The sequence below is a fragment of the Streptomyces sp. NPDC055099 genome, from assembly GCF_053607685.1.
On the sequence record NZ_JBSGUA010000002.1, the window covers coordinates 113957 to 136445 of the forward strand.

Consider the following 22489-nt stretch of genomic DNA (forward strand, 5'->3'; position numbering starts at 1 on the left):
ACGTTCGGTCTCTTTCTCGATTGAAGGGCGTCGCAGTCCCGCTGTCAAGACCGAACGTTCTCCCTCACGGGCTGGTACCGTTGCCGCCATGAGCGTGCGCACACAAGGCGGTACCGACGGCGAGAGCACCTCCCCGGCGCGAGCGCGCCTGCTCGACACCGCGACCCGGATCTTCTACGCGGAGGGCATCCACTCCGTCGGTGTGGACCGCATCACCGCGGAAGCTCAGGTCACCCGCGCCACCCTGTACCGGCATTTCAAGGGCAAGGACGAGCTGATCCTTGCCTACCTCCAACAGGCCGACCGCGGCATTCGCGCTCAGGTCGCGGCCGCCCAGGCGCAGGACGGACCGGCGGCCGACACCGCCCGGGCCATCGCCCGGACCATCGCCGAGGGCATCCAGTACTCCGGGTTCCGCGGGTGTGCCTTCTTGAACGCGGCAGCCGAATACCCCGACGTGGCGCACCCCGTCCACCAAGCGGTTCTGGCACACCGTCAATGGTTTCTGGAAACCGTCACGCAGGTTCTGGCACAGGCCGGCTGCACGCCCGCCGACGCGGCAGGGCGTCACTTCGTCATGCTGCGCGACGGCGCCATGGCAGCCGGCTGCCTCTACGACCCGACACTGATCTGCGAGACGTTCCTGGACGGCGTCGAAGGCATCCTCTCCACATCCACAACTCCCGCCGCCTGAAACGGGACTACTGGTACTCGGCCCGCGGCGGATCCCTGGAAGCAGCGTGTCGAGATCACTTCCACGGGGCTGCGGTGCACTCGTGAGACGGAAGTATCCATAGGGTGTCCCCCATGCCTGCCACGCTGAGTTCCACGAAAACCGCTGCCGCGCTCCGCCAGTCGGCGCGGGTCTCCGCCGAGTTGCTGGTGGTCGTTGTGGCCGCCACAGCGGCCCTGTGGGTTCTGGGTCGGATGTGGTCAGTGATCTGGCCGCTCATAGTGGGCCTGTTGCTCACCACGCTGACCTGGCCCCTGGCTCACTTCCTGCGCCGGCGCGGGTGGCCCCCGGCCTTGGCCGCCTCGGTGGTGACCGTGCTGTTCCTCGTGGCCGCCGCCGGCATCGTGGCGCTGATCGCGGTGCCGGTGGCCTCCGAGTCCGGCGAACTGAGCGACGGCGTGGTCCAAGGCATCGAGAAACTGCGCGAGTGGGCCGCCGGACCGCCCCTCAACATCGACGACGCCCAGATCTCGGGAGGAGTCGACTCGGCGACCGACCGGATCAAGGACAGCGTCGGCAGCATGGTCAGCACGCTGTTCACCGGCGTGAGCACCGTGCTGAACGGCCTTGTCACCGCGATCCTGGCGCTCTTCTTGATGTTCTTCTTCCTGAAGGACGGCCCTCGCTTCCTTCCCTGGCTCTCCCGTCAGCTCCCCGGCCGGCTCGCCACCCACATCCCCACCGTGGCCGCCCGCAGCTGGGACACCCTGGGCGCCTTCGTGCGCTCCCAGGCGCTCGTCGGCATGCTCGACGCCATCTTCATCGGCCTGGGCCTGTGGATCCTGGACGTGCCCCTCGTCCTCCCGCTGGCCGTACTGACCTTCATCACGGCCTTCGTGCCGATCGTGGGCGCCCTGTTCGCCGGAGCGGTGGCCGTACTCATCGCCCTGGTCTCCAACGGCCTGACCGACGCGCTGATCGTGCTCGCCATCATCGTCGTGGTCCAGCAACTTGAGGGCAACGTCTTCCAACCCATCATCCAGAGCCGAGGGCTGGGCCTGCACGCAGGGGTGATCCTGCTGGCCGTCACCCTGGGCACCAATCTCGCCGGCGTAGTGGGAGGTCTCCTGGCCGTACCGGTGACCGCCCTGATCGCAGTGACCTGGAACTACATGCGCGAACAACTCAGCGACCCGCCCCAGGAGCCCGACACCGACGACGCACAACCGGGCGCCATCGCCCCCTCGTAGCTCCTGCGCTCGGCGCTGACGGCATCCCCTCTCACCGTCGGAGGCGTCCTGCGCAGGGCAACCTTTTGGCTGCTCAGTCGCTCATGCACGCATGACCCTCGCGTCCGAAGATGCCGGTATCTGGATCCTGCCCATAGTGCTCTTGTTGGGGCTGACCGCTGTCTCGCCGATCGCGTGCGCGGTACTTGCCGGGCGAGTCTTCGTGCGCATCGCGCGGTCTGCTGCCGGGGGTGACGTCTGGACTGCGTTCACCCCTGGCACGTGGTTGCTCGCGGCAGGCTCGGGTGCGCTCGGCGCAGGGTTTCAGTTCTCCCTCACGGTGTACGGCCTGCCCGCCGCATGGGCCGCGCCCGTGAGCCTCGTCTGCGGTTGTTTCGCCCTGGCAGCTCTGGCGATGTCGGGTCTCACGGCAGCCCTGAACCGGCATCTCAGGGCCGGTGCAACCCGGATGTGAAGTGGCGACACCACGCCAACTCCTCAAAACGCCCGCCTCCTCCCGACGGCGACTACGGTTCCGGTTGTGACTGATCGTCAGAACACCGTGCCGGACCGTCCACGGGGTGGCTATCTCCGGGCCGCCGGTGCCTTCGCCGTGTGTATGGCCGGCACCACACTTCCCACCCCGCTCTACGGCCTGTACCAGGATGAGCTCGGCTTCTCCGAGCTGATCGTGACGGTCGTCTTCGCCGTCTACGCATTCGGCGTGATCGGTGTACTGCTGCTCGCGGGCAACGTCTCGGACACCGTCGGCCGCAGACCGGTCCTGCTCTGCGGGCTGGGGCTCGCCGCGCTCAGTGCGGTGTGCTTCTTGTTCGAGGGCGGCCTGCCGCTCCTCTACCTCGGGCGGCTGCTGTCGGGACTGTCCGCCGGGCTGTTCACCGGTGCGGCGACCGCGTACGTGATGGAGTGCGCCCCGCCCGGCAAGGAGGGCCGGGCCGCCTTCGCCTCGACCGCGGCCAACATGGGAGGCCTCGGCTGCGGCCCGCTTCTCGCGGGGCTGCTGGCCCAGTACGCGCCGATGCCGCTGTCCCTGCCGTTCGTGGTGCATCTTGTCCTGGTGGGGATCGCGTTCGCCATGATCTGGTCCCTGGCCGAGACCGTGCACGCCCCGAAGCGCCTGCACACGGCACGACCACAGGGACCCAGCCTGCCGCCTGAGGTCCGCCAGGTCTTCGTACCCGCCGCACTCGCCGCCTTCGTCGGCTTCTCCCTGCTGGGGGTGTTCACCTCGGTGTCCCCCGCCTTCCTGACCCACACGCTCGACGTCACCAACCTCGCCCTCATCGGACTGATCGTCTTCCTCGCGTTCTTCGCATCCACCATCGGCCAACTCCTGGTCCGCAGGCTCGGTGTGGCAAGCGCGCTGCCACTCGGCTGCCTCCTGCTGATCGCCGGACTGGGCCTGTTGGCCGGGGCGCTGGCCTGGGAGAAGCTCCCGTTGCTGGTACTCAGCGCACTGGTGGGCGGTGCGGGTCAGGGACTTGCCCTGCGGGCCGCGGTGGCAGGCGTCGCGGACGCCGCACCTGAGACACACCGGGCAGGCGCCATCTCATCGCTCTTCGTGGTCGCGTACACGGGCATCTCGATCCCCGTCATCGGCATCGGCGTGCTCTCCGAGCCACTCGGCCTTGAGGAGGCCGGCCTTGTCTTCATCGGTGTCATGGTGCTGCTCGCCGCAGCCGCCGGCACCTATCTGGTGCGGCGACCCATGACATCCCGTCAAGCGTGATCGGCGTGGCGCGGGGCACTCGGCGAGGAGCGGCACGGCCACCGGAATCGCCGATGGTCCGCCGTCCATCGACAGGAGAAAACACATGCTGGCACTCGGGGCAGCCGTACTGTTCTTCATCGCCTTCCTCATCCAGGCAACCGAGACGTCGACGGAGGCAATCTTCAGCCCGACGAGTCTCATGCTCGTCGGGCTTACCCTTCTCGCGTTGCACTTGGGTGGCGTGGGGTCGGGCTGGTCCACACGCAGACGTGGAGGCCGACGCTGAGCCTCGGCGGGCTCAGACCAACTTGGCGCATGGACCCGGCAAAGCCGGCCGGAAGGCCGGGCATGCAAAGCCGGGGCCATGCCCGCCGTGTCAGTGCCAACTGACACGATCAGGCCCATGCCCAGCCGCACCGACGCTCCCGTCCCGCTCCCGCCCAACCACCGCGTCTCCGAGGCCTACGCCGACTGGGCGCGCACCCAGGAGCCGGGCACCGAACCCACCGCGCGCGCCGTGCTCGACCAGGCCGACCGGAAGCGGGGGCGGGCCCGGGAGAAGCCAGGCCGGTTCGTGGACGACATGGAAAGGCTGGCCCGAGATCTACCGGCGGCCCATCTGCCCTGGTTCTGGGACCCTGCGCCGACTGGCGGGGACCGGTCCGCCGACACCCCGGTCCCGCCGGGCCAGTACGAGACCAACCCCCTGTTCAGCGTCCCGGCCCTGGTGGACGAGGCAGCAGCAACACTCGGCGTAGGCCGGGACGCGGCGGCCCTCCACCTCCAACTGCACGCCCTTGACCGCCCGGCCGCACCATCCGCCGCTGGAACACCTGGCCCCTGGAGCACCACCGAGCCGTCCGCAAGGAACTCACCGCCGCCAAGGCCCCCCGCCCCACACCGCCCTCCCCGACGGACGGCCCCGCAGCCCTCGCGGTCCCGATCCCCGTTCACGAACGGTTTGCCGGAGCGTGGACGGAGAGCAGGCCCAACCGAAGGCGCGGCGTGGCTGACTGATCGTCCCAGCCCCCCTCCTGCTGCGGAGCTAGGACGCCGCGGTGTAGGTGACTGCGGTGTCCTTGCACTGGCCGGAGGCGAAGACGGCGATGGCATCAAGTTCCGCCGGGTTCGCGGCCAAGTCCCAGCGCAGCTTGGTGCCCACCCACTCCGCGAGGTAGCGGCAGTGCGCGGCCGGCAGCGGGGGCAGCCATTGGGCGGGGTCCTGGCCGGCCTTGGCGCGGTGCGTACGGGTGGTGACCGCAGCCAGGGAGGCCGGGGCTCCCAGGTCGTTGGCGTAGGCCTCGCGGCGGCTCTCGCTCCAGTGGGATGCACCGGAATCCCAGGCCTCGGCGAGGGGGACCAGGTGGTCGACGGCGATCTTGTCGGCGTCTTCGACTTCCTGGGCGTCGTAGTACGACAGCCACTCACCGCCGGAGAGTTCGCAGCCCGCGCCGACGGACGGCGCCTCGGCGGCCTCGGCGATCAGCACCTCGGCACGGGTGTCGCACCCGTCGCCCTTCTCCGCCCCGGCGTTCCAGTGCTTGAACGCGGCGCGGGCGTAGCCGTGACGGCGTTCGTCGGAGACGGGGAGACGATGCACGGCGTCGGCCAGGGTCGTGGTCTGGGCGTCAACAGCCTGCGCCTGCGCCGGAGTCGGCGCAAAGGACGGGGCGAGGAGCGGGACGATGGACAGCGTGAGCGCGGTCAAGCCGCGGGCAACGTTTTTGATCACCCAGGCAGCCTCCACCGCTGCCGGGCACCGTCGGCGGGCACGCGCCGAGGCGTCAGCCAAGTGCGGAAAAAGTTCACCGCAGAAACGTTCACCCCCGTCGAAGCCGGGCCGCGCCCCGGGCACCCCATCGAAGCCGGGCCACTCCCGGGCACCCGTCGGCACACGTTCTGCACCCTCGGTGTTACTTCGACTGAGCCAAGCCGTCGGCTTTGGTGCGGCTGTCGCCGCCAACGCCCTCAGCTCACACGGTCACGACGATCTTGCCCCGGGGGTGGCCCGTCTCCAGGTGCTTGATGGCGGCGACGGCCTCGACGAGCGGATACGTACGGTCGATGACCGGTGCGATCGTGCCGTTCTCGGCGAGCTGCTTGAGGGCCAGCAGGTCCTCATGGCGCACCCTCGCGATCAAGCTGCTCAGCGTCTGGCCGAGGAAGGGTGAGAGTACGTATCCGCCGAGCTGGCGTCCCATGCCGCCCGCCCAGTCACCGCCGCCCTCACCCCCGACCATCACCAGGACGCCCTTGGGGGCCAGTGCGCGGCGCAGCAGGGACAGCGGGCGGTTGCCCGCGGTGTCCAGGATGGTGTCGAAGAGTTGCCCGGGGTCGGTGATCTCCCCGCTGGTGTAGTCGATGACATGGGTGGCGCCCAGGGCCCGTACGAAGTCCGCGTTGGCTGGCCCGCAGACGGCGGTGATCTCGGCCTTCTGCGCGGCGGCGAGCTGTAGGGCATAGGAACCGACGCCGCCGGAAGCGCCGATGACCAGGATCTTCTGCCCTGGTTCGGGACGCGCCTTGCCGCTGAGGGCCTGGTAGGCGGTGACGCCGGAGACGGGGAGCGCCGCGGCTTGCTCGAAGGTGAGGTTGGCGGGCTTGGGGGCGAGCTTGTCCGCCCTGGCGCAGGCGTAGTGGGCCAGCGAGCCGTCGCCGCTGCCGAAGACCTCCTGCCCCGGCTCGAAGCGCGTCACCTTCGCACCGACCGTCTCGATCACTCCGGAAAGGTCCCAGCCGCGGACCGGGTTCCTGGGCTTGCGCGGACCCAGAGCGAGGCGGGCGATGTAGGGCTTGCCGGTCATGAGGTGCAGGATGCTCGGGTCCACCCCGGCGGCACGCACCTGGACCAGCACTTCGTTGGGCTTGGGAACGGGGCGGTCGATGTCGCGCAGTTCCAGGCCGTCGGCGGTGCCGTAGGAATCTTGGGCGATGGCCTTCATGGGCCCTCCTGATGGGGAGACTGCCCCGAGCATCGCGCCGGGTCGTCCTGCTGACCAGCCTCCGGGCGGCCCTGTGCCTCCTCCGTCCGACCTCAGTGCAGGTCGACGGGCAGGACGTCCAGGGCAACCAGCGGCCCCGCCACCCCGAGGGCCGCCAACGCCGCGGTCATGATGAGGGACAAGAGGCAGACGAGGGCGGCGAAGGCCAGCGTGCCGGCCGTTCGGCGGCCGACCTGGGCAACCTGTCCGGCAGCCGTCGGATCGTAGAGAATCCGCACCTGCTCCGCGGACTCGTAGCTGTCCGTGAGTTGACGGGCCCGCCCGTCGGTGTCGGTGAACTCATAGGTACCGGAGTACACCTTGCGCCCCTCGACAAGGACGCCACAGGTGCGCAGTCGCCACGTCTCGCGGGTCATCTCCCAGCCCGCGCGCACACCGTGGCGCAGCGGAACCGCGACGGCGCCGACCAACCAGCACGCCAGGGCCGCGTACCACTCAACTGCACCCGACAGACCGGCGATCAGCATCATCACCGCCGCCAGCAGGTACAGCGACACTGAGCAACCCAAGGCCGTGCGGCGCCCGTCGACGGCCGCCTTCGCCACCGCTACACGCGTCACCAACAGGGCTTCGTCGGGACGGGGTTGAGCACCGTCACGTACAGGCAGGGACCGCCTCAGCGTATGGGCAGATGTGGCCTTCGAATCCTTCGGGGCGTCCGCGTCCTCAGCCGGAGTCGCAGCCGCAGCCGATGTCGCGTCTGAGGTCATTCGGGCAGACTAGTGTCTGTTGCGGACGTTGGCAGCCGGGCGGGCGAAACGGAAGTGTTACTGCGGGCCGACCGGGTTCTGCGGCGTCGAGGTCGCGGCGGAGGCGTCGGGGGTGCCTGCGGGAGCCATGCGGCGCAGCAGGAAGCCGGCGGCCAGGGCCATGGCGAACATCAGCACCGCGTACACCGCCGACGGAATCGCCATTCGGGTGCTGTCCAGGAGCGAGGGGCTCAGGGCGATCGCCATCGACAGCGTGGTGTTGTGCATGCCGATCTCGAAGCAGGTGGCGACGGACTGCCGGTGATCGCCGCGGACCAGCCGGGTCGCGCCGTAGCCGACGCTCAGAGAGATGAGGCCGAACAGGAAGGTCACCAGGCCTACGTCGGCGAGGTAGCCCAGGACGTTCTTCCGCTCGGCGGCGAGCGCCGCGAAGATGATCCCGACGAGCGCGGCCACCGCCGTCACCTTCACCACCCTGGTGGAGCGTTCGGCGAAGTCCGGTCGGCGGTGCCGCACCAGCATCCCGGCCGCCACCGGCACCAGGACCACCAGGAACACCTGCAGCGTCTTGTCGAAACGCAGCCCCAGCGCCTCATCCGTGCCGCTCATGAAGTGGTCCAGGGAAAGATTCACCACGATCGGCAGCGTCACGACCGCGATCACCGAGTTGATGGCGGTCAGCGTCACGTTCAGGGCGACGTCACCGCCGAAGAGGTGGCTGAAGATGTTGGCCATGGTTCCGCCGGGAGACGCCGCGAGCAACATCATGCCGACCGCCAGCGCGGGGCCCAGGTCGAAGGCGAGTACCAGGCCCAGGCAGGCGGCGGGCAACAGCACGAGCTGGCAGAACAGCGCGCAGGCCACCGGCCGCGGAAACGCCGCGATCCTGCGGAAGTCGGCCACGGCCAGACCGAGTCCGAGACCAAACATGATCACGGCGAGGACAGCGGGAAGCAGATAGGTGGTCAACGGTGAGTCCACCACAACAGACTCCGGGACACCGCCCGAAAAGTACACGCCCCCGCCGCACACCACCCGGGGAAAGGCCCCGGCCCGCCTTCCGGGGAAGCCGGTGGCGCTACATCGCGCCGGCCAGGGACCGGGCCAGGTGGAACTGCTGCTCGGCCTCGGCCGGGTGGCCCGCGGCCGCGTAGGTGTGGCCGAGTCGGCGGCGAACCTCCATCTCCAAGGGCCTGCTGGTGTGCTCGGTGAGCGTGGCCAGTGCTTCCCGCTGGAGAGTGATGGCCAACGGCAGGTCCCCCTCGCCGTGTTCGGCCGCGCCGAGCAGGGATAGGCTCGTCGCGCGCAGTTGCAGGTCACCGACCTCTTGGGCCAGGTCCGCCGCGCGCCGTGCGAGGTCTTTGACCTCACTGTGCCGTCCGAGTGCCAGGTGGGCCTCGGCGGTGAAGCACAGGGTTTTGCTGATCATCCTGGGGCGGCCGATCTTCTCGGCGAAGGTGAGGGAGGCGGCGTAGTACGTGAGTGCTTCCTCGTGGCGTCCCTGCTGGTCGTGGAGGGCGCCGAGGTTGCAACTCGACATCCCTGCCAGCCAGTCGTCGTCGAGCCGGGCCGCCTGCCCCATGACCTCGCTCAGGTGGGCGGCCGCCTCCGGGAAGCGGCCCATCGCGCGTTCCGCCGCGCCCATGACGGCGGTTGCCCGGGCCTGTTCGCGCAGGTCACCCTGGTGGCGGGCGAGGCGCAGCGCATCGGTGCACCAGGCGTGCGCCTGCTGGAAGCGCCCCTGGTAGATGTCCGCGATGGCCAGGCAGTTCCGCAGGGACGAGGGCATCCGCCGGTCGTCGGCCAGGTCGGCGCCGGGCAGTGCGAGCTCCAGGGCCGAGCGGCATTCGTGGAAGCGGCCCTGGCGGACCAGTGGGTCGACCAGGGACTCGGCGATCCAGCAGGCGTGGTCGAGCTGCCCGGTGGCCGCCGCGAAAGCGACCACGTCGAGCAGTTGGCCGCCCGCGCCATCCAGCCACGCGTCGGCCTCCCGCCAGTCCGAGAAGGGAGCATGCGAGACATCGGGGCCGGTCGGGTAGCCCTCCGGGCCCCAGTCGCTGGCGATGCGTCCGGCGGCCGTATAGAGGTCCAGCACGGCGGTACGGTCCGCGGCGGACTCCTCGGGTAGGGCTGCCGCGAGACGGCGCGTGTGGTCTCGTACGAGATCGTGCAGCCGGTAGCGGCTGGGCCGTGGCTGCTGCAACAGGCTCGCGTCGACCAGGCGCTCCAGAAGGTCCTCGGTGTCCTGGAGCGAGCGGCCCAGCATGACGGCGGGGGTGAGCCCGTCGAACTCGGCGGTCGGGGCCTGACTCAACGCGCGGAAGCCGCGGCGCAGTTCGGGGGCGAGCAGATCGTAGGACATCCGGAAGGCGGTTTCAACGCTGCGGTCCTCCGCCCTGAGCTCGCCCAGGCGTCGTTGGTCGTCGGACATCCGGCCGACCAGGTGGGCCAGTGTCCAGGTCGGGCGGTTCTGCAGCCGGGCGCCTGCGATCCGCAGCGCCAGCGGCAGTCCGCCGCAGCGGTGGGCGAGTTCCCGCGCGGCCTTCGGTTCCTGCCCGGCGCGCCTCTCGCCGAGCAGGCGCGTGAGCAGGGTGACCGCGTCGCCCGTGTCCAGCGGCTCCACGGTGACGCGCCGGTCGGCGTCGAGGCCGGGCAGGCGCTGGCGGCCGGCGACAAGGACCCGGCTGCCCGGCCCCGCGGGCAGCAAGGGGCGTACCTGTTCCGCGCTGCCGGCGTCATCGACCACCACCAGCAGCCGCAGGGAGCTGGTGGCCGCCCGCCAGGCGATGACCAACTCCTCCAACTCGTCGGGGAGTTCGTCGTCGGCACCGTTGACGGCGCGGAGCAGCTGGTGCAGTGCGCGCTGCGGTCGCAGGCTCTCGTGGGGCGCGCCGTGCGTGTGCAGGTCCACGAACAGGCAGCCGTCCGGGTACTGGTCCTGCAGCGCCCAGGCGGCGCGGACCAGCAGCGCGGTCTTGCCGACACCTGCCGTGCCGTCCACGACGGCCACGGACACGGAGGCGCCGTGCACCGGCGCGGTGAGCAAGGCGAGTTCCGGCTCGCGTCCGACGAGACAGGCGGTGTCACCGGGAAGTTCGTTGCGGCGGGGTCGGGGGGTGGGGGTAGGCGGGGACGGGGACGGGGAACGCTCGGGTTCCGGCGGGTCTGGGAGTACGGCTGCGCGGCGGGGCGATTGCGGGGACGCTGTGGCGCGGGACGACGGGTCCTGGCCGAGCAGCAGCGAATCATCCCGGCGCAGCACACCCTGGTGCACGCGGCGCAGTTCCTCGCCCGGCTCCACACCGAGCTCTTCGCGCAGCCGGTTGCGGGTTTCCTGGTAGGCGGCGAGTGCTTCGGCCTGCCGACCGCTGCCGTACAGCGCGCGCATACGCAGGGCGGCCAGCGGTTCGTCGTACGGCTGCGCCACGGGCGCGGCCAGCAGCTCGTCCAGGGCCTCCGCGTACCGGCCCAGGAGCACCAGGCACTCCACCCGCTCCTGGTGGAGGGTGCGCCTCCGGCGGGCAAGGCGCTCCCGCTCGGCGTCGGCGAGCGGGCCGGGCAGGCCGGTCAACGGCTCCCCGCGGAACAGGTGCAGAGCCCGCGTACAGCCGTCGAGAGCGGTGGTGAGGTCACCTTCGGCTCTCGCCTCGCGTACGGCTGCGGACTGTCGGGTCAACTCACCGATGTCCGTGCGGGCTTCGCCGGGCACGAAACGGTAGCCGCCGCGCTCACCGCGGATCACGGATGCGGTGGGGCCGGTGCCGGGCGCGTCCAGGGCCTTGCGCAGGGGGTAGACGTAACTGGGAAGGACCCGGCGGCCCGTGCCCGGTGGCTCAAGTCCCCATACGTCGTCCAGGAGCTGTTGATGGGTGACGAGCGTCTCCGCCCGCAGGATCAGTGCGGCCAGCACCGCCTGGCGCCGCACGGGCCCGAGGTCGAGCGGCACGTCACCGCGGTGGGCGCCGACCGGGCCGAGCAGGGCGAGACGCAGCCGCCGGTCGGTGGCCGTGGCCTCGGCGCCGCTGGGGCCTGCGGCTGGCGTCCCGCCCATGTTCGCTGTGCCCGCTGTGTGCCCTGGTTTCCCTGGGTTCCCTGTCGTGTCCACTATGAACTCCCCCGTGCGTAGCGCAGTTCACCGCAGTTCCCCGTTTTCCCTGCGGCAGCCCAATCCTCTGCTTCAGCAGAATTTCATCGGCATTGCAGTGTCTCGCGAGAGGGTTCGGCGCGTCGTGTCCGGTCCCGGTCGATCCGTTCCGGCCTCTTCCCCTGGGACGGGTTCCGGCCTGCCCCAAGGGCGTGAACCGTAGGAAAGCGAGCCGTTCAGTGAGTGAGAACCCGCAGGTGGACCCCCGACAGGTGGACCCCGACCCCCGGCAGGGCTTCGGCGTGAGTCCCCAAGGTGCCGGTCACGCGCCGCCTCCCATGCCCAATCAGGCGCCGCCGCCCGTTCCACCGCAGGCACCGAACGCGCCTTCGGCCTGGTCGCAGCCAGTTCCGCCGGGCGGTCCCGGAGGTCCTGGAGGCTCGGGTCCTCGCGGCGGCCTTTCTCGCGTCTGGCTGGTCGGCGGTGCCGCGGCGCTCGCCGTGGCCGTGGTCATCGGCGTGGTCGTCGCCACATCAGGGGACGACAAGAAGGACACCGCGTCGGGCAAGCCCGCGGGCGTGCCGGGAGGTGTCTCCAAGCCGAAGGAGCCGTCGGGGGGCAAGGCGTTCACCAAGGTGCCCAAGGGGTGCGAGCTGATCAAGGCGTCGACCATCGAGAAGTTCGCGCCCGGAGGCAAGTGCACGCCGGGCCTGATGGACGAGAAGGATCTGCCCTCGATGATCACCAGGATGCCGGAGTGGCGGCCGGACGACTACGGCGTCTACCAGAGCCTGGGGGTGAGCCTCACCGTCGGCGCGAGCGCCAAGGGCCAGTACGACGTCAAGAAAAAGACCGCCCTCAGCGACCTCAACGGCATGCGCAAGGTGGAGGGTTCCCAGCCGGTGAGCGGGCTCGGCGACGAGTCTCTCGTCGTCAACAGCGTCGATGCCCACGACGGGACGCTGGCCCAGGCAGAGGTGGTCGTCCTGGAAGGTAATGCCGCACTCAGAGTGGACTTCGTCTACAGCCGGGAGTCCACCGACACCACCCAGAAGCAGGCCGAGGACGCCGCCGTCGCCGCCGCCCGTGATGTGCTCGGTTCGATGAGCTGACCGCCCCGGCGACGACATGCCCACACACCCCCACCAAGGCAGCGACCCAACGGTCGCACCCCCCGGACAACGCGCACAGCCCGCGCAGCCCGGACAGCCCGCGCACACCACCGTGCCCCAGCTTCCGGCCACGCCGACCCGGCCGCTCACCGAGCTCCCGCATTCGCCCGGTCAGGCCCCTCACCACCGGCACAGCCCCGCCCGTATCGGCCCCTACGAGGTCTTCCATCTCCTCGGCGAGGGCGGCATGGGCCGGGTGTTCCTGGCCAGGTCGCCGGGATCGCGGCTGGTCGCCCTGAAGGTCATCAGGCCCGAGTACGCCGAGGCGCCCGACTTCCGCGGTCGTTTCCGGCGCGAGGCCGAAGCCGCTCGCCGCGTGAGCGGCTTCTTCACCCCGCCGGTGCTCGACGCGGACGCCGATGCCCCGCAGCCCTGGCTGGCCACGGCCTACGTGCCCGCGCCGTCGCTGCACGAAGCCGTGAGCGGCTTCGGCGTACTTTCCGAGGCCGGTGTGCGGGCCCTGGGCACCGGACTCGCGGAGGCGCTGCTGGCCATTCATGACGCCGGCATCGTTCACCGTGACCTCAAGCCCGGCAACGTACTCATCGCCGAGGACGGACCCCGGGTCATCGACTTCGGCATCAGCCGAGCGGTGGACGCCACCCAGGTGACGCGGACCGGCGCGGTGATGGGAACGCCCGGTTTCATGGCGCCCGAGCAGATCATGTCGAGCCGCGAGGCCGGGCCGGCGGCCGACGTCTTCTCCCTGGGCTGCGTGCTGGTCTTCGCGGCCACCGGGCGGGGTCCTTTCGGTTCGGGAGGGGTGACCGAGGTCCTTTACCGGGTCGTTCATCACCAGCCCCAACTGGACGGCGTCCCGACGGCCTTGAGACCGCTGATCGGCGCCTGCCTGGACAAGGGCCCCGCCCGCAGGCCACCTGCCGCGTCGGTGCTGTCCGAGCTGGGGAGCGCCGATCCTGCCGCGCTGCTCACACAGGGCCTGCGGCAGGACCTGGCGCGGCGGGAGGCGCACGCCACCGTGCTGGCGTCCGCGCCGCCCGTACCCATGGCGTCCCTCGCGCCGCCGCCCGACGACCCTTTCGCCGCCGACCCTCGGGGACCCAGTCGCCGCAGGTTCCTGTGGATCGCCGCGGCAGGGACGACCGTCGTGGCGGGTGGAGGGGCCGCGGCGCTGGCCGGGTGGCGCTCGCAGCCCGGCGCCACCCCGACCCGGGCCGACACGGGTACCACCGGCCGGCCCCGGCCCAAGGTGCCGGCCGGCCCGAAGCCGCGATGGTCGGTCCCGCTGAAAAAACTGTCGAGCGGACAACTCCACCTGCACGGCGATGTGTTGGTGCACTGGGAGCAGAGACGGGCGACCGCCTACGACACCACCACGGGCAAGGAACGCTGGGCGGGATCGCTGCGCCTGCCCTCCGGCGTCTCGGGGGACCCGAAGTGGCTGGGCGTACGCGGACCGACTCTGTTCGCCTCGGCCTGGAGCGGCGAGCGCGGCTATCTGTTCGGCGTCGACACCGCAGGCAAGCAGGAGTTCACCTACCCGGTCACCGAGCATAGCGACGGCACCCAGTTCGCCGACCACGTCGAGAGCGTCCTGTCCGTCGCCGGTTCGGTGGCAGTCGTGGGCACCAGTGGGCACGACGGGTACGGGGTGCTCGCGGTCGATCTCGGCTCGGGCAAGGTGCTGTGGTCGCGCAAGGTCAGGGGCAGCGATTTCCAGGCGTACGCCGAGGGGAGCCGCTGCTTCCTCCAGGACAACGGCACGCTCCGTGGCCTTGCCCTGCGCTCGGGTACCGAGCAGTGGAAGGTACGTGACGTCATCAAGCCCGGCGCCTATCCCCACCTGTCCACCGACGGCAGGACGCTGCTCCTCACCAGCACCAAGGTGCAGGCCTTCCGCGCCGCCGACGGCAAGAAGCTGTGGACGGCCGTCAATGAGACGACCACGATCAGCGCGGCCAGGGTCCGCGGCGAGCGGGCCTACCTCTACGACGGCCAGGGCACCGTGTTCGCCCTGGACATGCGCAGCGGCGAGCAGGTGTGGCACACCGCGAGCCCGGTGCACCTGACGACCACCGGCGGCGCACAGGACCAGGGGCCCGCCGTCTCCTCGTCCGTGCTGGCCATCGCGACCTGGGCCACCGGCGACGTCCCGGGTTTCGTCGTCCTGCGCGCCTCCGACGGAAAACCGCTCTGGGCACACCAGCCCTCAGGCGGCAAGGCCGATGACGAAGCCGATGAGGGGGCCGGTAGCAAAGCTGATGAGGAGGCCGGTGACAAGGCCGGTAGCAAGGCTGATGACAAGGCCACCGACAAAGACGGCGACACCGCCGGGGGCAAGAGCAACTGGCTGCTGCAGATCTACGGCAGCACTCTCTTCGCCGCATCCGAGACCACCCTCCACGCCTTCCGGAGCGACGCGCCGTGACCATGCCTCCCACACCGCCCACACCACCCACACCACCCATGCCGCCGTCCGCGCCGGCGCCGTCCGGTCCGACGCCGCCTCCGCAAGCCGTCTCCCCAGTGCCCGTTTCCTCCCCCGCCCCCGCCCCAGCCACGTACATCGGCCCCTACCGGGTGATCCGAGAGCTCGGTGCGGGCGGCATGGGCCGTGTGCACCTCGCCGCGTCGCGCAGTGGCCGCGCGGTGGCCGTCAAGGTCGTGCGTCCCGAACTGGCCGCCGACCCGGATTTCCGGCGCCGCTTCAAGGCCGAGGCCGACGCCGCCCGCGCGGTGTCCGGCGCCTTCACCGCGCCGGTCATCGACGCCGACCCCGAGGGGCCGCAGCCGTGGCTGGCCACCGCGTACATCCCCGGCCCCTCGCTCACCGACGCCCTCGACGCGCACGGCCCCATGCCGGAGTCCACCCTGCGCATACTGGGCGGCGGCCTGGCCGAGGCGCTGGCCGCGATCCACCGCGCCGGACTCATCCACCGCGACCTCAAGCCGTCCAACATCCTGCTCACCCGCGACGGCCCCCGCGTCATCGATTTCGGCATCAGCCGGGCCGTCGACGCGACCGTGCTCACCGCCGAGGGTCAGGTCGCGGGCTCGCCCGGCTTCATGTCGCCCGAACAGTCGCGAGGGGGCGAACTCGCACCCGCGAGCGATGTGTTCGCCTTCGGCTCCGTGCTCGCCTTCGCCGCCACCGGCGTCCCGCCCTTCGGCACCGGCTCCGCCCACGCCCTGCTCTACCGGGCCGCCTACGAAGAGCCGCAGCTGAACGGAGTGCCCCCCAACCTGCTCGGCATCGTCACCGCGTGCCTCGACAAGGACCCCTCTCGCCGCCCCACGGTCGAGCAACTCCAGGCCTGGCTGCGCCCGGAGACCACCGCCGGCTGGCTCGGCGCGGTCGAGGCGCAGGTGACCGAGGACCAGCGCATGCTGCAGGGCGCACTTCGTGTCCCACTGCTCAGCCGCCGCCGGGTGCTGACCGGTGGCGCGGTACTCGCGGTGACCGCGGCGGCGGGCGGTACCACCTGGTTCCTTCGCTCCCGCGGCGAGGACGGCGGTTCGGTCGCCGCCCCCGCACTCGACTGGTCCAAGGAGCTTCCACGGCCCGGGATGTCACTGCGCGCGGTGACCCGCTCCACGCTGCTGTGCACCGAGAAGACCACCGGTGCCTGCTTCGACCGGGGCACCGGAAAGCTGCTGTGGAAGGACCTCGGCGGCCAGAACACCGACGCCCTCCCGGACGACAAGCGCGTCTACACGGTACGTACGGACGGCAAGGTGCACGCATTCGACGGCCGGTCCGGCAAGAAGGTGTGGGACGCGCCGCCGGCCGGGGGCGACACGGCCAAGCTGGACTTCTCCGACGGCGAGTTGGTGCTGACCACGAGCGGCGGACGCTTCAGGGCCCTGGAGGCGTCCGGCGGTGAGGTGCGGTGGACCTCACGGGACGTGAAGGACGTCGGCATGATCATCGGCGCCACCCCGGCGGGCTCGCTGCTCGCCTGGGGCGGCGCGTCGAAAATTAATCCGGCCGCGATGCTGCGGGGCTACTCCGCCCTCGACCGGGAGACGGGTGAGCGCGTGTGGTCGAAGGACCTCGTCACCCTCTACCCGCCGGACAAGAGCAAGGTGCTCTACGGGATCGACGCCGACATGAGGCTGCTGGCCCTGGACCCCGACGACGGGCGCACACTGTGGAGCAAGTCCACCGAACTCCCGCCGACCAACAGCGAGATCCTCGGCTTCTCCGGGTCCCTGAGCCTGCTCGGGGGCACCCTGTTCTGCTACCCGAGCACCGGCTTCAGCGGCTCGACCCGGGGCCTGCTCACCGCCTTCGACCCGGCGTCGGGCAAAACCCTGTGGTCGGTGCAGACCGCCGCCCGCGGCAACCGCGGCTACGCACGCACCGGGGCGACCGTCTGCTACCTGGACAAGAAGGTCCTGCACGGCCTCGACGCCAAGACCGGCGCCGAACGCTGGACCGCGGGAACGGGCCTGGGCGACCTCAACCTGCTGGGTGCCCTGCGCGGCCTCTTCGTCGCCGCGGGCAGCAAGGGCCTGTATGCCTTCCGCGCCGACACCGGCGAGCGCATCTGGCACCACCGGGCCACCGGCGGCACCGGCTCCTGGTCCGCACAGGCCATCGGCGACAACCTGTACGCCACGTGGTCCGGCACGCTCTTCCGCTTCTCGGTGCCCGCGGCGTAGAGCAAGCGCAGTTGGCCTCCCACGGCACCACCCGTAAAGGTGGCCATACCCGCATAGCGGCGGCGCGCCGCCAGTATCAGCAGCGCGCCGCCCCTCTCACCGCCGGATCACCACGGACTCACCACCGAGTCGCTCGCCACCGTCTCAACGCCCGAGTATCTGCCCGTAATTCAACGCCCCTCGCAGCCCGAACAGCCGTGGTGTCAGCGCTTTGGAGCCGCCTCCGGCGCCGTTGGGCAGGGTCCACACGCCGCCCGTGCTGAGGTTCTCCTCGTACTCCGTGCTGTTCTCGTTGTAGACGCCGACCGTGACATCGCCGTCCCCGTCGCCGTCGTAGTCCCCGACCGCAAGCGCCGAGCCGAACTCGTCGTTGACCTCCGCCGCCCCCGGGACTCCGGCGGAGTCCTGGTGCCAGGCCGTCGACTTCGCGGTGCCCGAGGCATCGAGCAGACCGTCCGGGCCCGAGGTCAGCACGGTCGCCGAACCGGCATGGCCGGCCGTCCCGATGGCCTCGGCGGGCGTGCCCGCCACCAGGTCGTCCCGGCCGTCCCCGTTGAGATCACCCGCGGCCAGCTTGATCCCGAAATTGTCCGCCTCCTCCGCCGTGCCCGCGACGCCCGGAGTGTCCTGGCTCAAGGTGTGGTTGCGGGTGCCGAAGTCCTCGGCGCCCCCGCCTCCGTAGAACACCTGCACCTTGCCGCCCTTGGCCAGCTCGTCGGGGCCACAGTCTCCGGTGGGCCGGTCGGCCTCGGCGATGATCAGGCAGTGTCCGAGCGCCAGGTCGTCCACACTGTCACCGTTGAAGTCACCCGCGGCGATGTCGTAGCCAGTGGCCGGCGACTTCCAGTACTCCTGCAGCGCCGAGCCGTTCCAGCTCCACAGCGCGGTGCGCGAGTAGTCGTTGGAGTACGCGGAGATCGCCAGGTCGGTCTTGCCGTTCCCGTCGAAGTCCCCGGCCGCCAACCTGCCCGATGTGCCCCCGAAGCCGGTGCGGAGCAGAGACGTCAGCGGCTTGTCCTCGGTGAGCGGACCCGGCCGCAGCGCGACCTCGCCGAATTCTCCGTGGGGCAGACCCACCGCCACGTCCACGGCACCGTCCTGGGTGAGGTCACCCACGGCGAGCGAGGCTCCCGCGCCGCCGCCCACCGGCCCCTGCGCGATCGTCCGGCCGCGCTCGAACTCGCCGCTGGAAGAGCCGTACAGGACGACCACCGAGCCGTGGCCCGTCGCCGCCGGGTCGCTGCCGACGTCCTCGCCCGGCGCCCCGGCGACGACGTCGGTGAAGCCGTCGCCGTCCACGTCGGCCGTCGCGACGGCACCGCCGAAGTGGTCGTTCTTCTCGCTGGTGCCGGGGACGCCCGGACTGTCCTGGCTGACGGAGGCGGTGAAAGCACCGGCCCCGCTCGATCCGCCGAAGAGCACGTGCAGATAGCCCGCGGACTTCTGCCCGTCGATGTCCCCTCGATAGACGCCGACCACGGAGTCCGCGTACCCGTCACCGTTGAAGTCGGGCCCTTGGACGGCCGCCGCCGGCGCCGCCACCGCCGTGGGGGCGAGCCCCGTCGACACGAGGACGGTGGCGGCGCCGAGCAGGGCGGCCGAGAGTCTCTTACTGCGCACAGGTACTCCACATCGCAAGGTGAGTCAGGTCAGTTCACGTGCTACGACGGCCGGCGGACCTACCGAGGGCCTACTGCCCCAGCACCTCGCCGTACTTGATGGCGCCGTTGGGCAGCGCGAAGCCGAACGGGGTCAGCGACTTGCCCACCGGGTACGTCTCCTCGGCGCTGCTCGGCGCGAACCAGACACCACCCGAGCGGGGCTCACCGGCGTTCTCCCCGGGCGCGCTGACCGCGGTGTCCCACAGTCCGTCGCGGTTGTAGTCGCCGACGGCGACCTGGGCGCCGAAGCGGTCGCCGGCCTCGGCCGTGCCGGGCATGTTCGCGGTGCTCTGGCTGCGGGCCAGACCACCGTAGAGGCCGTGCTCGGTGCCGTTCATGGTGACGTATCCGCCCGCGTCCTTCACGGTGCCCACGTCCTCGCCGGGCACGCCGACCACCAGTTCCGGACGGCTGTCGCCGTTGAGGTCACCGGCGGACAGCGCGGCGCCGAAGTCGTCGCCCTCCTCTGCGGTGCCGCCGACCTCGGGGTTGTCCTGCGTGATGCACTCGTTCTCGGTGCCGAACTCCGCGGTCTTCGAGCCCTTGAGCAGGAGCACCGCACCGCCGAGCCGGTTCTCGCAATGCGTGGTCTCCGTCTCGGGGTTGGGCTGTACGAGACCGACCGCCAGGTCGTCCGTGCCGTCCCGGTCGAAGTCGGCGGCCGCCAGCGCGCTGCCGCGGTCGGCGTCGGCCCACCACTGGGCGGGCTTGGCCTGGTCGTCCCAGCGCGTGATGAAGGTGCCGGAGTCCTCCATGGCCTGCCAGGTGGTGGCGAGGTCGTCCCGGCCGTCGCCGTCGAAGTCGCCGGTGGCCAGGTCGAGGGTGCGGCCGCCCATGCTGTACGTGCGCAAGGTGGTGGGGGTCACCGGGTCGGCGGTGAGCGGGCCCGGCCTGAACCGGAGCGAACCGCGCTCCTCACCGCCGTCGTTGTACGCGAGGTCGGTGTCGCCGTCGCCGTCGTAGTCGCCCGTGGCGATGGTGCTGCCGATGCTGCTCCACTCGGATGTGCCCCTGGCCACGGTGGTGCCCTTGATGTTGAATTCCGAGCCGTCGAGCACGGTGATGGTGCCCTCGTCCTGGAGCTGCTCGGAGGTGAGGGACTCACCGCTCGCACCGACGACGAGCTCGAAGACGCCGTCGCCATTCACGTCGACGGGCGCAACGGAGGAGCCGAAGCGGTCGCCCGCCTCGGGCGTGCCGGGTATGCCGGCCTCGGCCTGGCTGATGACGCCGGTGGACTGGCTCGGGCTCTGCGGCCCGCCAAAGATCACACTGACGTAGCCGGCCTTGGCCTTGCCGTCCACCGTGGCGTTGGGCATACCGACGGCGATGTCCGCGTATCCGTCGCCGTTGAAGTCGAACCGCGGCGTCGTCGTGTCCGCCGCGGCGCTGCTCCCGGCGAGCGGCAGGGTCAGACCGGTGGCGGTGAGCGCCGCCACGACGGCGGTGGCGGCCAGGGTACGTACACGCACGGTGGAACTCCGTTGGTCAAAGGGGAAATGCAGGGGAAGAGCTTGCGGGAGTGTGACTCACGAGGCGTACGAAGGGTTGTGCGAAGATTGCGACTCGGTGAACACGTCGTGATACAGGACGAGTTCCGTCTAAAGGCGCGCCGGAGTCACGGGGCAACCTCAAGGCGCGCGAGAGTCATGGGGCAACGCCCGCCCGCTTCAGGGCGGCCGCCCTATTGTTGGCTGATGCACGCACGCCGTATCGACCGCCCCGCCGACCTCGATGTCGTCCGGGAGTCCTATGACCAGGTGGCCGACAACTACGCGCACATGGTGGCGACGACCGGCATGGGCGACATCCGCCGCCATCCCTGGCTCAAGGCGTCGATCGACGCCTTCGCCGACACCGTGGGCGACCTCGGGCCCGTCCTGGACGTCGGCTGCGGCCCCGGCACGGTGACCGGCTACCTCGCCGAACGCGGACTCGACGTATCCGGGGTGGACCTCTCGCCCCGCATGATCGAAAACGCGCGTCGGCTGTATCCGCAGTGCCGCTTCAGCGTCGCCTCTGCCACCGAGCTCGACCTCGGCGACGCATCCCTGGGCGGCGTACTCGGATGGTGGTCGCTGTTCAATCTCCCCCGTGCCGTGCTCCCGCAGGTCCTGGCCCTCTTCGCACGCGCCCTGAAGCCGGGCGGACACTTCATCACCGCCACCCACGTCGGCGACCAGGACGCGGTGCGCACCGAGGCCTACGGTGGGGTGCCCGTTCGCTGGACCACACACCAGTGGCGCCCGGAGCAGCTCGTCGACCTGATCGGCCAGGCGGGACTGGAGCCCGTCGCCGAGCTCCGCCTCCCCCCGAGCGAGCAGGCCGGGCCGGGCGTGGTCGTCATGGCCAGGCGTCCCGCTTGAACTGGCGTCCTGCGTCGATGCCGTCGCAGGCCGCCCACCCCCGACCGCAACATGCGCGAGGGTTGAATCACCGAGCCCGCCGAGCCAATCAGCCGCGCCGGGAACATCCAGTCCGGTCGGCACGGTTGCATCGACCGAGGGACCGGCGCCGTACGGGCGGGGAACACGGAGGCCAGAAAGCCGTACGCCCCACCAGAACCGGACCCTCAGGGTCGCGGTACGCCCCCGCGCGCGCTTGCATCACGACGCATTCTTATAAACCACTACGTACCTCTACCGAAGGACTGTTTCATGACTGACCGACCCTTGACGCTCATGGCAGTGCACGCCCACCCCGACGACGAGGCCACCGGAACCGGAGGGGTCCTCGCGCGGTACGCGGCAGAGGGCATCAGGACGGTCCTCGTGACATGTACCGACGGTGGTTGCGGTGATGGACCGGGGGGTGTCAAGCCGGGCGATCCCGGGCACGATCCGGCGGCCGTCGCCCAGATGCGCCGTCGGGAACTCGAGGAGAGCTGTGACGTCCTGAAGATCAGCGATCTGGAGATGCTGGACTACGCCGACTCCGGGATGGTGGGCTGGCCTAGCAACGACGCCCCCGGCTCCTTCTGGCAGACCCCCGTGGAGGAGGGGGCCGCCCGGCTCGCGGAACTCATGCGGCACTACCGACCCGACGTGGTCGTCACCTACGACGAGAACGGCTTCTACGGCCACCCCGACCACATCCAGGCCCACCGCATCACGATGGCGGCGCTGGAGATGGTCACGCTGACACCGAAGGTGTACTGGACGACGATGCCCCGCTCGGCGATGCAGCGGTTCGGGGAGACCATGCGCGAGCTCGACGAGAACATGCCCGAGCCCGACCCCGAAGAGGCCGCAGCGATGGCCAAGATCGGCCTCCCCGACGATGAGATCACCACGTGGGTGGACACCACCGCGTTCGCGGGTCAGAAGTTCGATGCGCTGGCCGCGCACGCCAGTCAGGGCGAGAACATCTTCTTCCTCAAGATGGGCAAGGAGAAGTTCGGCGAGCTGATGGGCATGGAGACCTTCGTACGCGTCAAGGACGCCACCAACGCCGCCGTACCCGAGAACGACCTCTTCGCCGGCCTGCGCTGACCCGCCTGGCCCACCAAGGCCCACACATGCCGCCGAACGCACCTCGCCTCCCGGCGGCGGTAGATGTCGACCACCCGCACCGTGGTCGACATCTACCACTCCCCCACCA

General features: G+C 70.6%; 17 protein-coding genes. 10 read left to right on the forward strand and 7 right to left on the reverse strand.

Annotated elements, in window-relative coordinates; all coding sequences use genetic code 11:
* The first annotated feature begins 88 nt into the window (after window positions 1–88).
* The 5 genes from ACWFRU_RS04865 to ACWFRU_RS04885 all read left to right on the forward strand — a co-directional run bounded on the left by ACWFRU_RS04865 (window position 89) and on the right by ACWFRU_RS04885 (window position 3920).
* Complete coding sequence (locus tag ACWFRU_RS04865) at window positions 89–694, forward strand: TetR/AcrR family transcriptional regulator (RefSeq protein WP_453684680.1); 606 nt, start codon at window positions 89–91, stop codon at window positions 692–694.
* 113 nt (window positions 695–807) lie between these two features.
* Complete coding sequence (locus ACWFRU_RS04870) at window positions 808–1923, forward strand: AI-2E family transporter (protein ID WP_453684681.1); 1116 nt, start codon at window positions 808–810, stop codon at window positions 1921–1923.
* A 91-nt stretch (window positions 1924–2014) separates the two neighbouring features.
* Complete coding sequence (locus ACWFRU_RS04875; RefSeq protein ID WP_453684682.1) at window positions 2015–2377, forward strand: hypothetical protein; 363 nt, start codon at window positions 2015–2017, stop codon at window positions 2375–2377.
* 66 nt (window positions 2378–2443) lie between these two features.
* Window positions 2444–3652 (forward strand): MFS transporter, encoded by a 1209-nt coding sequence (locus tag ACWFRU_RS04880; protein ID WP_453684683.1) that lies wholly within the window; start codon window positions 2444–2446, stop codon window positions 3650–3652.
* 85 nt (window positions 3653–3737) lie between these two features.
* Window positions 3738–3920 carry a hypothetical protein gene (locus tag ACWFRU_RS04885; RefSeq protein WP_453684684.1) on the forward strand — a complete coding sequence of 61 codons (183 nt, stop codon included), beginning with the start codon at window positions 3738–3740 and terminating at the stop codon, window positions 3918–3920.
* A gap of 759 nt (window positions 3921–4679) precedes the next feature.
* Here the strand turns inward: ACWFRU_RS04885 and ACWFRU_RS04890 are convergent.
* The 5 genes from ACWFRU_RS04890 to ACWFRU_RS04910 all read right to left on the reverse strand — a co-directional run bounded on the left by ACWFRU_RS04890 (window position 4680) and on the right by ACWFRU_RS04910 (window position 11397).
* Window positions 4680–5366: an HNH endonuclease family protein gene (locus tag ACWFRU_RS04890; protein WP_453684685.1), complete on the reverse strand. Its 687-nt coding sequence runs from the start codon at window positions 5364–5366 to the stop codon at window positions 4680–4682.
* Window positions 5367–5607: 241 nt separating this feature from the next.
* Window positions 5608–6576: an NAD(P)-dependent alcohol dehydrogenase gene (locus tag ACWFRU_RS04895; protein WP_453684686.1), complete on the reverse strand. Its 969-nt coding sequence runs from the start codon at window positions 6574–6576 to the stop codon at window positions 5608–5610.
* A gap of 92 nt (window positions 6577–6668) precedes the next feature.
* Window positions 6669–7133 carry a hypothetical protein gene (locus ACWFRU_RS04900; protein ID WP_453684687.1) on the reverse strand — a complete coding sequence of 155 codons (465 nt, stop codon included), beginning with the start codon at window positions 7131–7133 and terminating at the stop codon, window positions 6669–6671.
* Window positions 7134–7403: 270 nt separating this feature from the next.
* On the reverse strand, window positions 7404–8327 hold the full coding sequence (locus tag ACWFRU_RS04905) for a bile acid:sodium symporter family protein (protein ID WP_453684688.1): 924 nt from the start codon (window positions 8325–8327) through the stop codon (window positions 7404–7406).
* A gap of 97 nt (window positions 8328–8424) precedes the next feature.
* Window positions 8425–11397, reverse strand: a complete 2973-nt coding sequence (locus ACWFRU_RS04910; protein WP_453684689.1) for an AfsR/SARP family transcriptional regulator — start codon at window positions 11395–11397, stop codon at window positions 8425–8427.
* A gap of 533 nt (window positions 11398–11930) precedes the next feature.
* On the opposite strand from ACWFRU_RS04910, the gene ACWFRU_RS04915 reads away from it, so the two are divergent.
* The 3 genes from ACWFRU_RS04915 to ACWFRU_RS04925 all read left to right on the forward strand — a co-directional run bounded on the left by ACWFRU_RS04915 (window position 11931) and on the right by ACWFRU_RS04925 (window position 17228).
* Window positions 11931–12542: a hypothetical protein gene (locus tag ACWFRU_RS04915; protein WP_453684690.1), complete on the forward strand. Its 612-nt coding sequence runs from the start codon at window positions 11931–11933 to the stop codon at window positions 12540–12542.
* A gap of 16 nt (window positions 12543–12558) precedes the next feature.
* Window positions 12559–14991: a protein kinase domain-containing protein gene (locus ACWFRU_RS04920; protein ID WP_453684691.1), complete on the forward strand. Its 2433-nt coding sequence runs from the start codon at window positions 12559–12561 to the stop codon at window positions 14989–14991.
* Window positions 14992–15089: 98 nt separating this feature from the next.
* Entirely contained in the window at window positions 15090–17228 is a 2139-nt protein-coding gene (locus tag ACWFRU_RS04925) for a serine/threonine-protein kinase (RefSeq protein ID WP_453684692.1), read from the forward strand.
* Between the two features lie 144 nt (window positions 17229–17372).
* Here the strand turns inward: ACWFRU_RS04925 and ACWFRU_RS04930 are convergent, their stop codons facing one another.
* Together ACWFRU_RS04930 and ACWFRU_RS04935 are read right to left on the reverse strand one after the other, a co-directional pair.
* Window positions 17373–18848, reverse strand: coding sequence for an integrin-like protein (locus ACWFRU_RS04930; RefSeq protein WP_453684693.1), 1476 nt, complete (start codon window positions 18846–18848; stop codon window positions 17373–17375).
* A 70-nt stretch (window positions 18849–18918) separates the two neighbouring features.
* Entirely contained in the window at window positions 18919–20361 is a 1443-nt protein-coding gene (locus ACWFRU_RS04935) for an FG-GAP repeat protein (RefSeq protein ID WP_453684694.1), read from the reverse strand.
* Between the two features lie 225 nt (window positions 20362–20586).
* On the opposite strand from ACWFRU_RS04935, the gene ACWFRU_RS04940 reads away from it, so the two are divergent.
* Both ACWFRU_RS04940 and ACWFRU_RS04945 read left to right on the forward strand, forming a co-directional pair.
* Window positions 20587–21255, forward strand: a complete 669-nt coding sequence (locus tag ACWFRU_RS04940) for a class I SAM-dependent methyltransferase (protein ID WP_453684695.1) — start codon at window positions 20587–20589, stop codon at window positions 21253–21255.
* 291 nt (window positions 21256–21546) lie between these two features.
* Complete coding sequence (locus tag ACWFRU_RS04945) at window positions 21547–22380, forward strand: PIG-L family deacetylase (protein WP_453684696.1); 834 nt, start codon at window positions 21547–21549, stop codon at window positions 22378–22380.
* The last annotated feature ends 109 nt before the right edge of the window (window positions 22381–22489 follow it).

Bases quoted from the DNA above. Each gene is read 5' to 3' on its own strand.
- ACWFRU_RS04920 (WP_453684691.1), top strand. From the start codon at position 12,559: ATGCCCACACACCCCCACCAAGGCAGCGACCCAACGGTCGCACCCCCC.
- ACWFRU_RS04895 (WP_453684686.1), bottom strand. From the start codon at position 6,576: ATGAAGGCCATCGCCCAAGATTCCTACGGCACCGCCGACGGCCTGGAA.
- ACWFRU_RS04885 (WP_453684684.1), top strand. From the start codon at position 3,738: ATGCTGGCACTCGGGGCAGCCGTACTGTTCTTCATCGCCTTCCTCATC.
- ACWFRU_RS04945 (WP_453684696.1), top strand. From the start codon at position 21,547: ATGACTGACCGACCCTTGACGCTCATGGCAGTGCACGCCCACCCCGAC.
- ACWFRU_RS04940 (WP_453684695.1), top strand. From the start codon at position 20,587: ATGCACGCACGCCGTATCGACCGCCCCGCCGACCTCGATGTCGTCCGG.
- ACWFRU_RS04910 (WP_453684689.1), bottom strand. From the start codon at position 11,397: ATGGGCGGGACGCCAGCCGCAGGCCCCAGCGGCGCCGAGGCCACGGCC.
- ACWFRU_RS04875 (WP_453684682.1), top strand. From the start codon at position 2,015: ATGACCCTCGCGTCCGAAGATGCCGGTATCTGGATCCTGCCCATAGTG.
- ACWFRU_RS04870 (WP_453684681.1), top strand. From the start codon at position 808: ATGCCTGCCACGCTGAGTTCCACGAAAACCGCTGCCGCGCTCCGCCAG.
- ACWFRU_RS04865 (WP_453684680.1), top strand. From the start codon at position 89: ATGAGCGTGCGCACACAAGGCGGTACCGACGGCGAGAGCACCTCCCCG.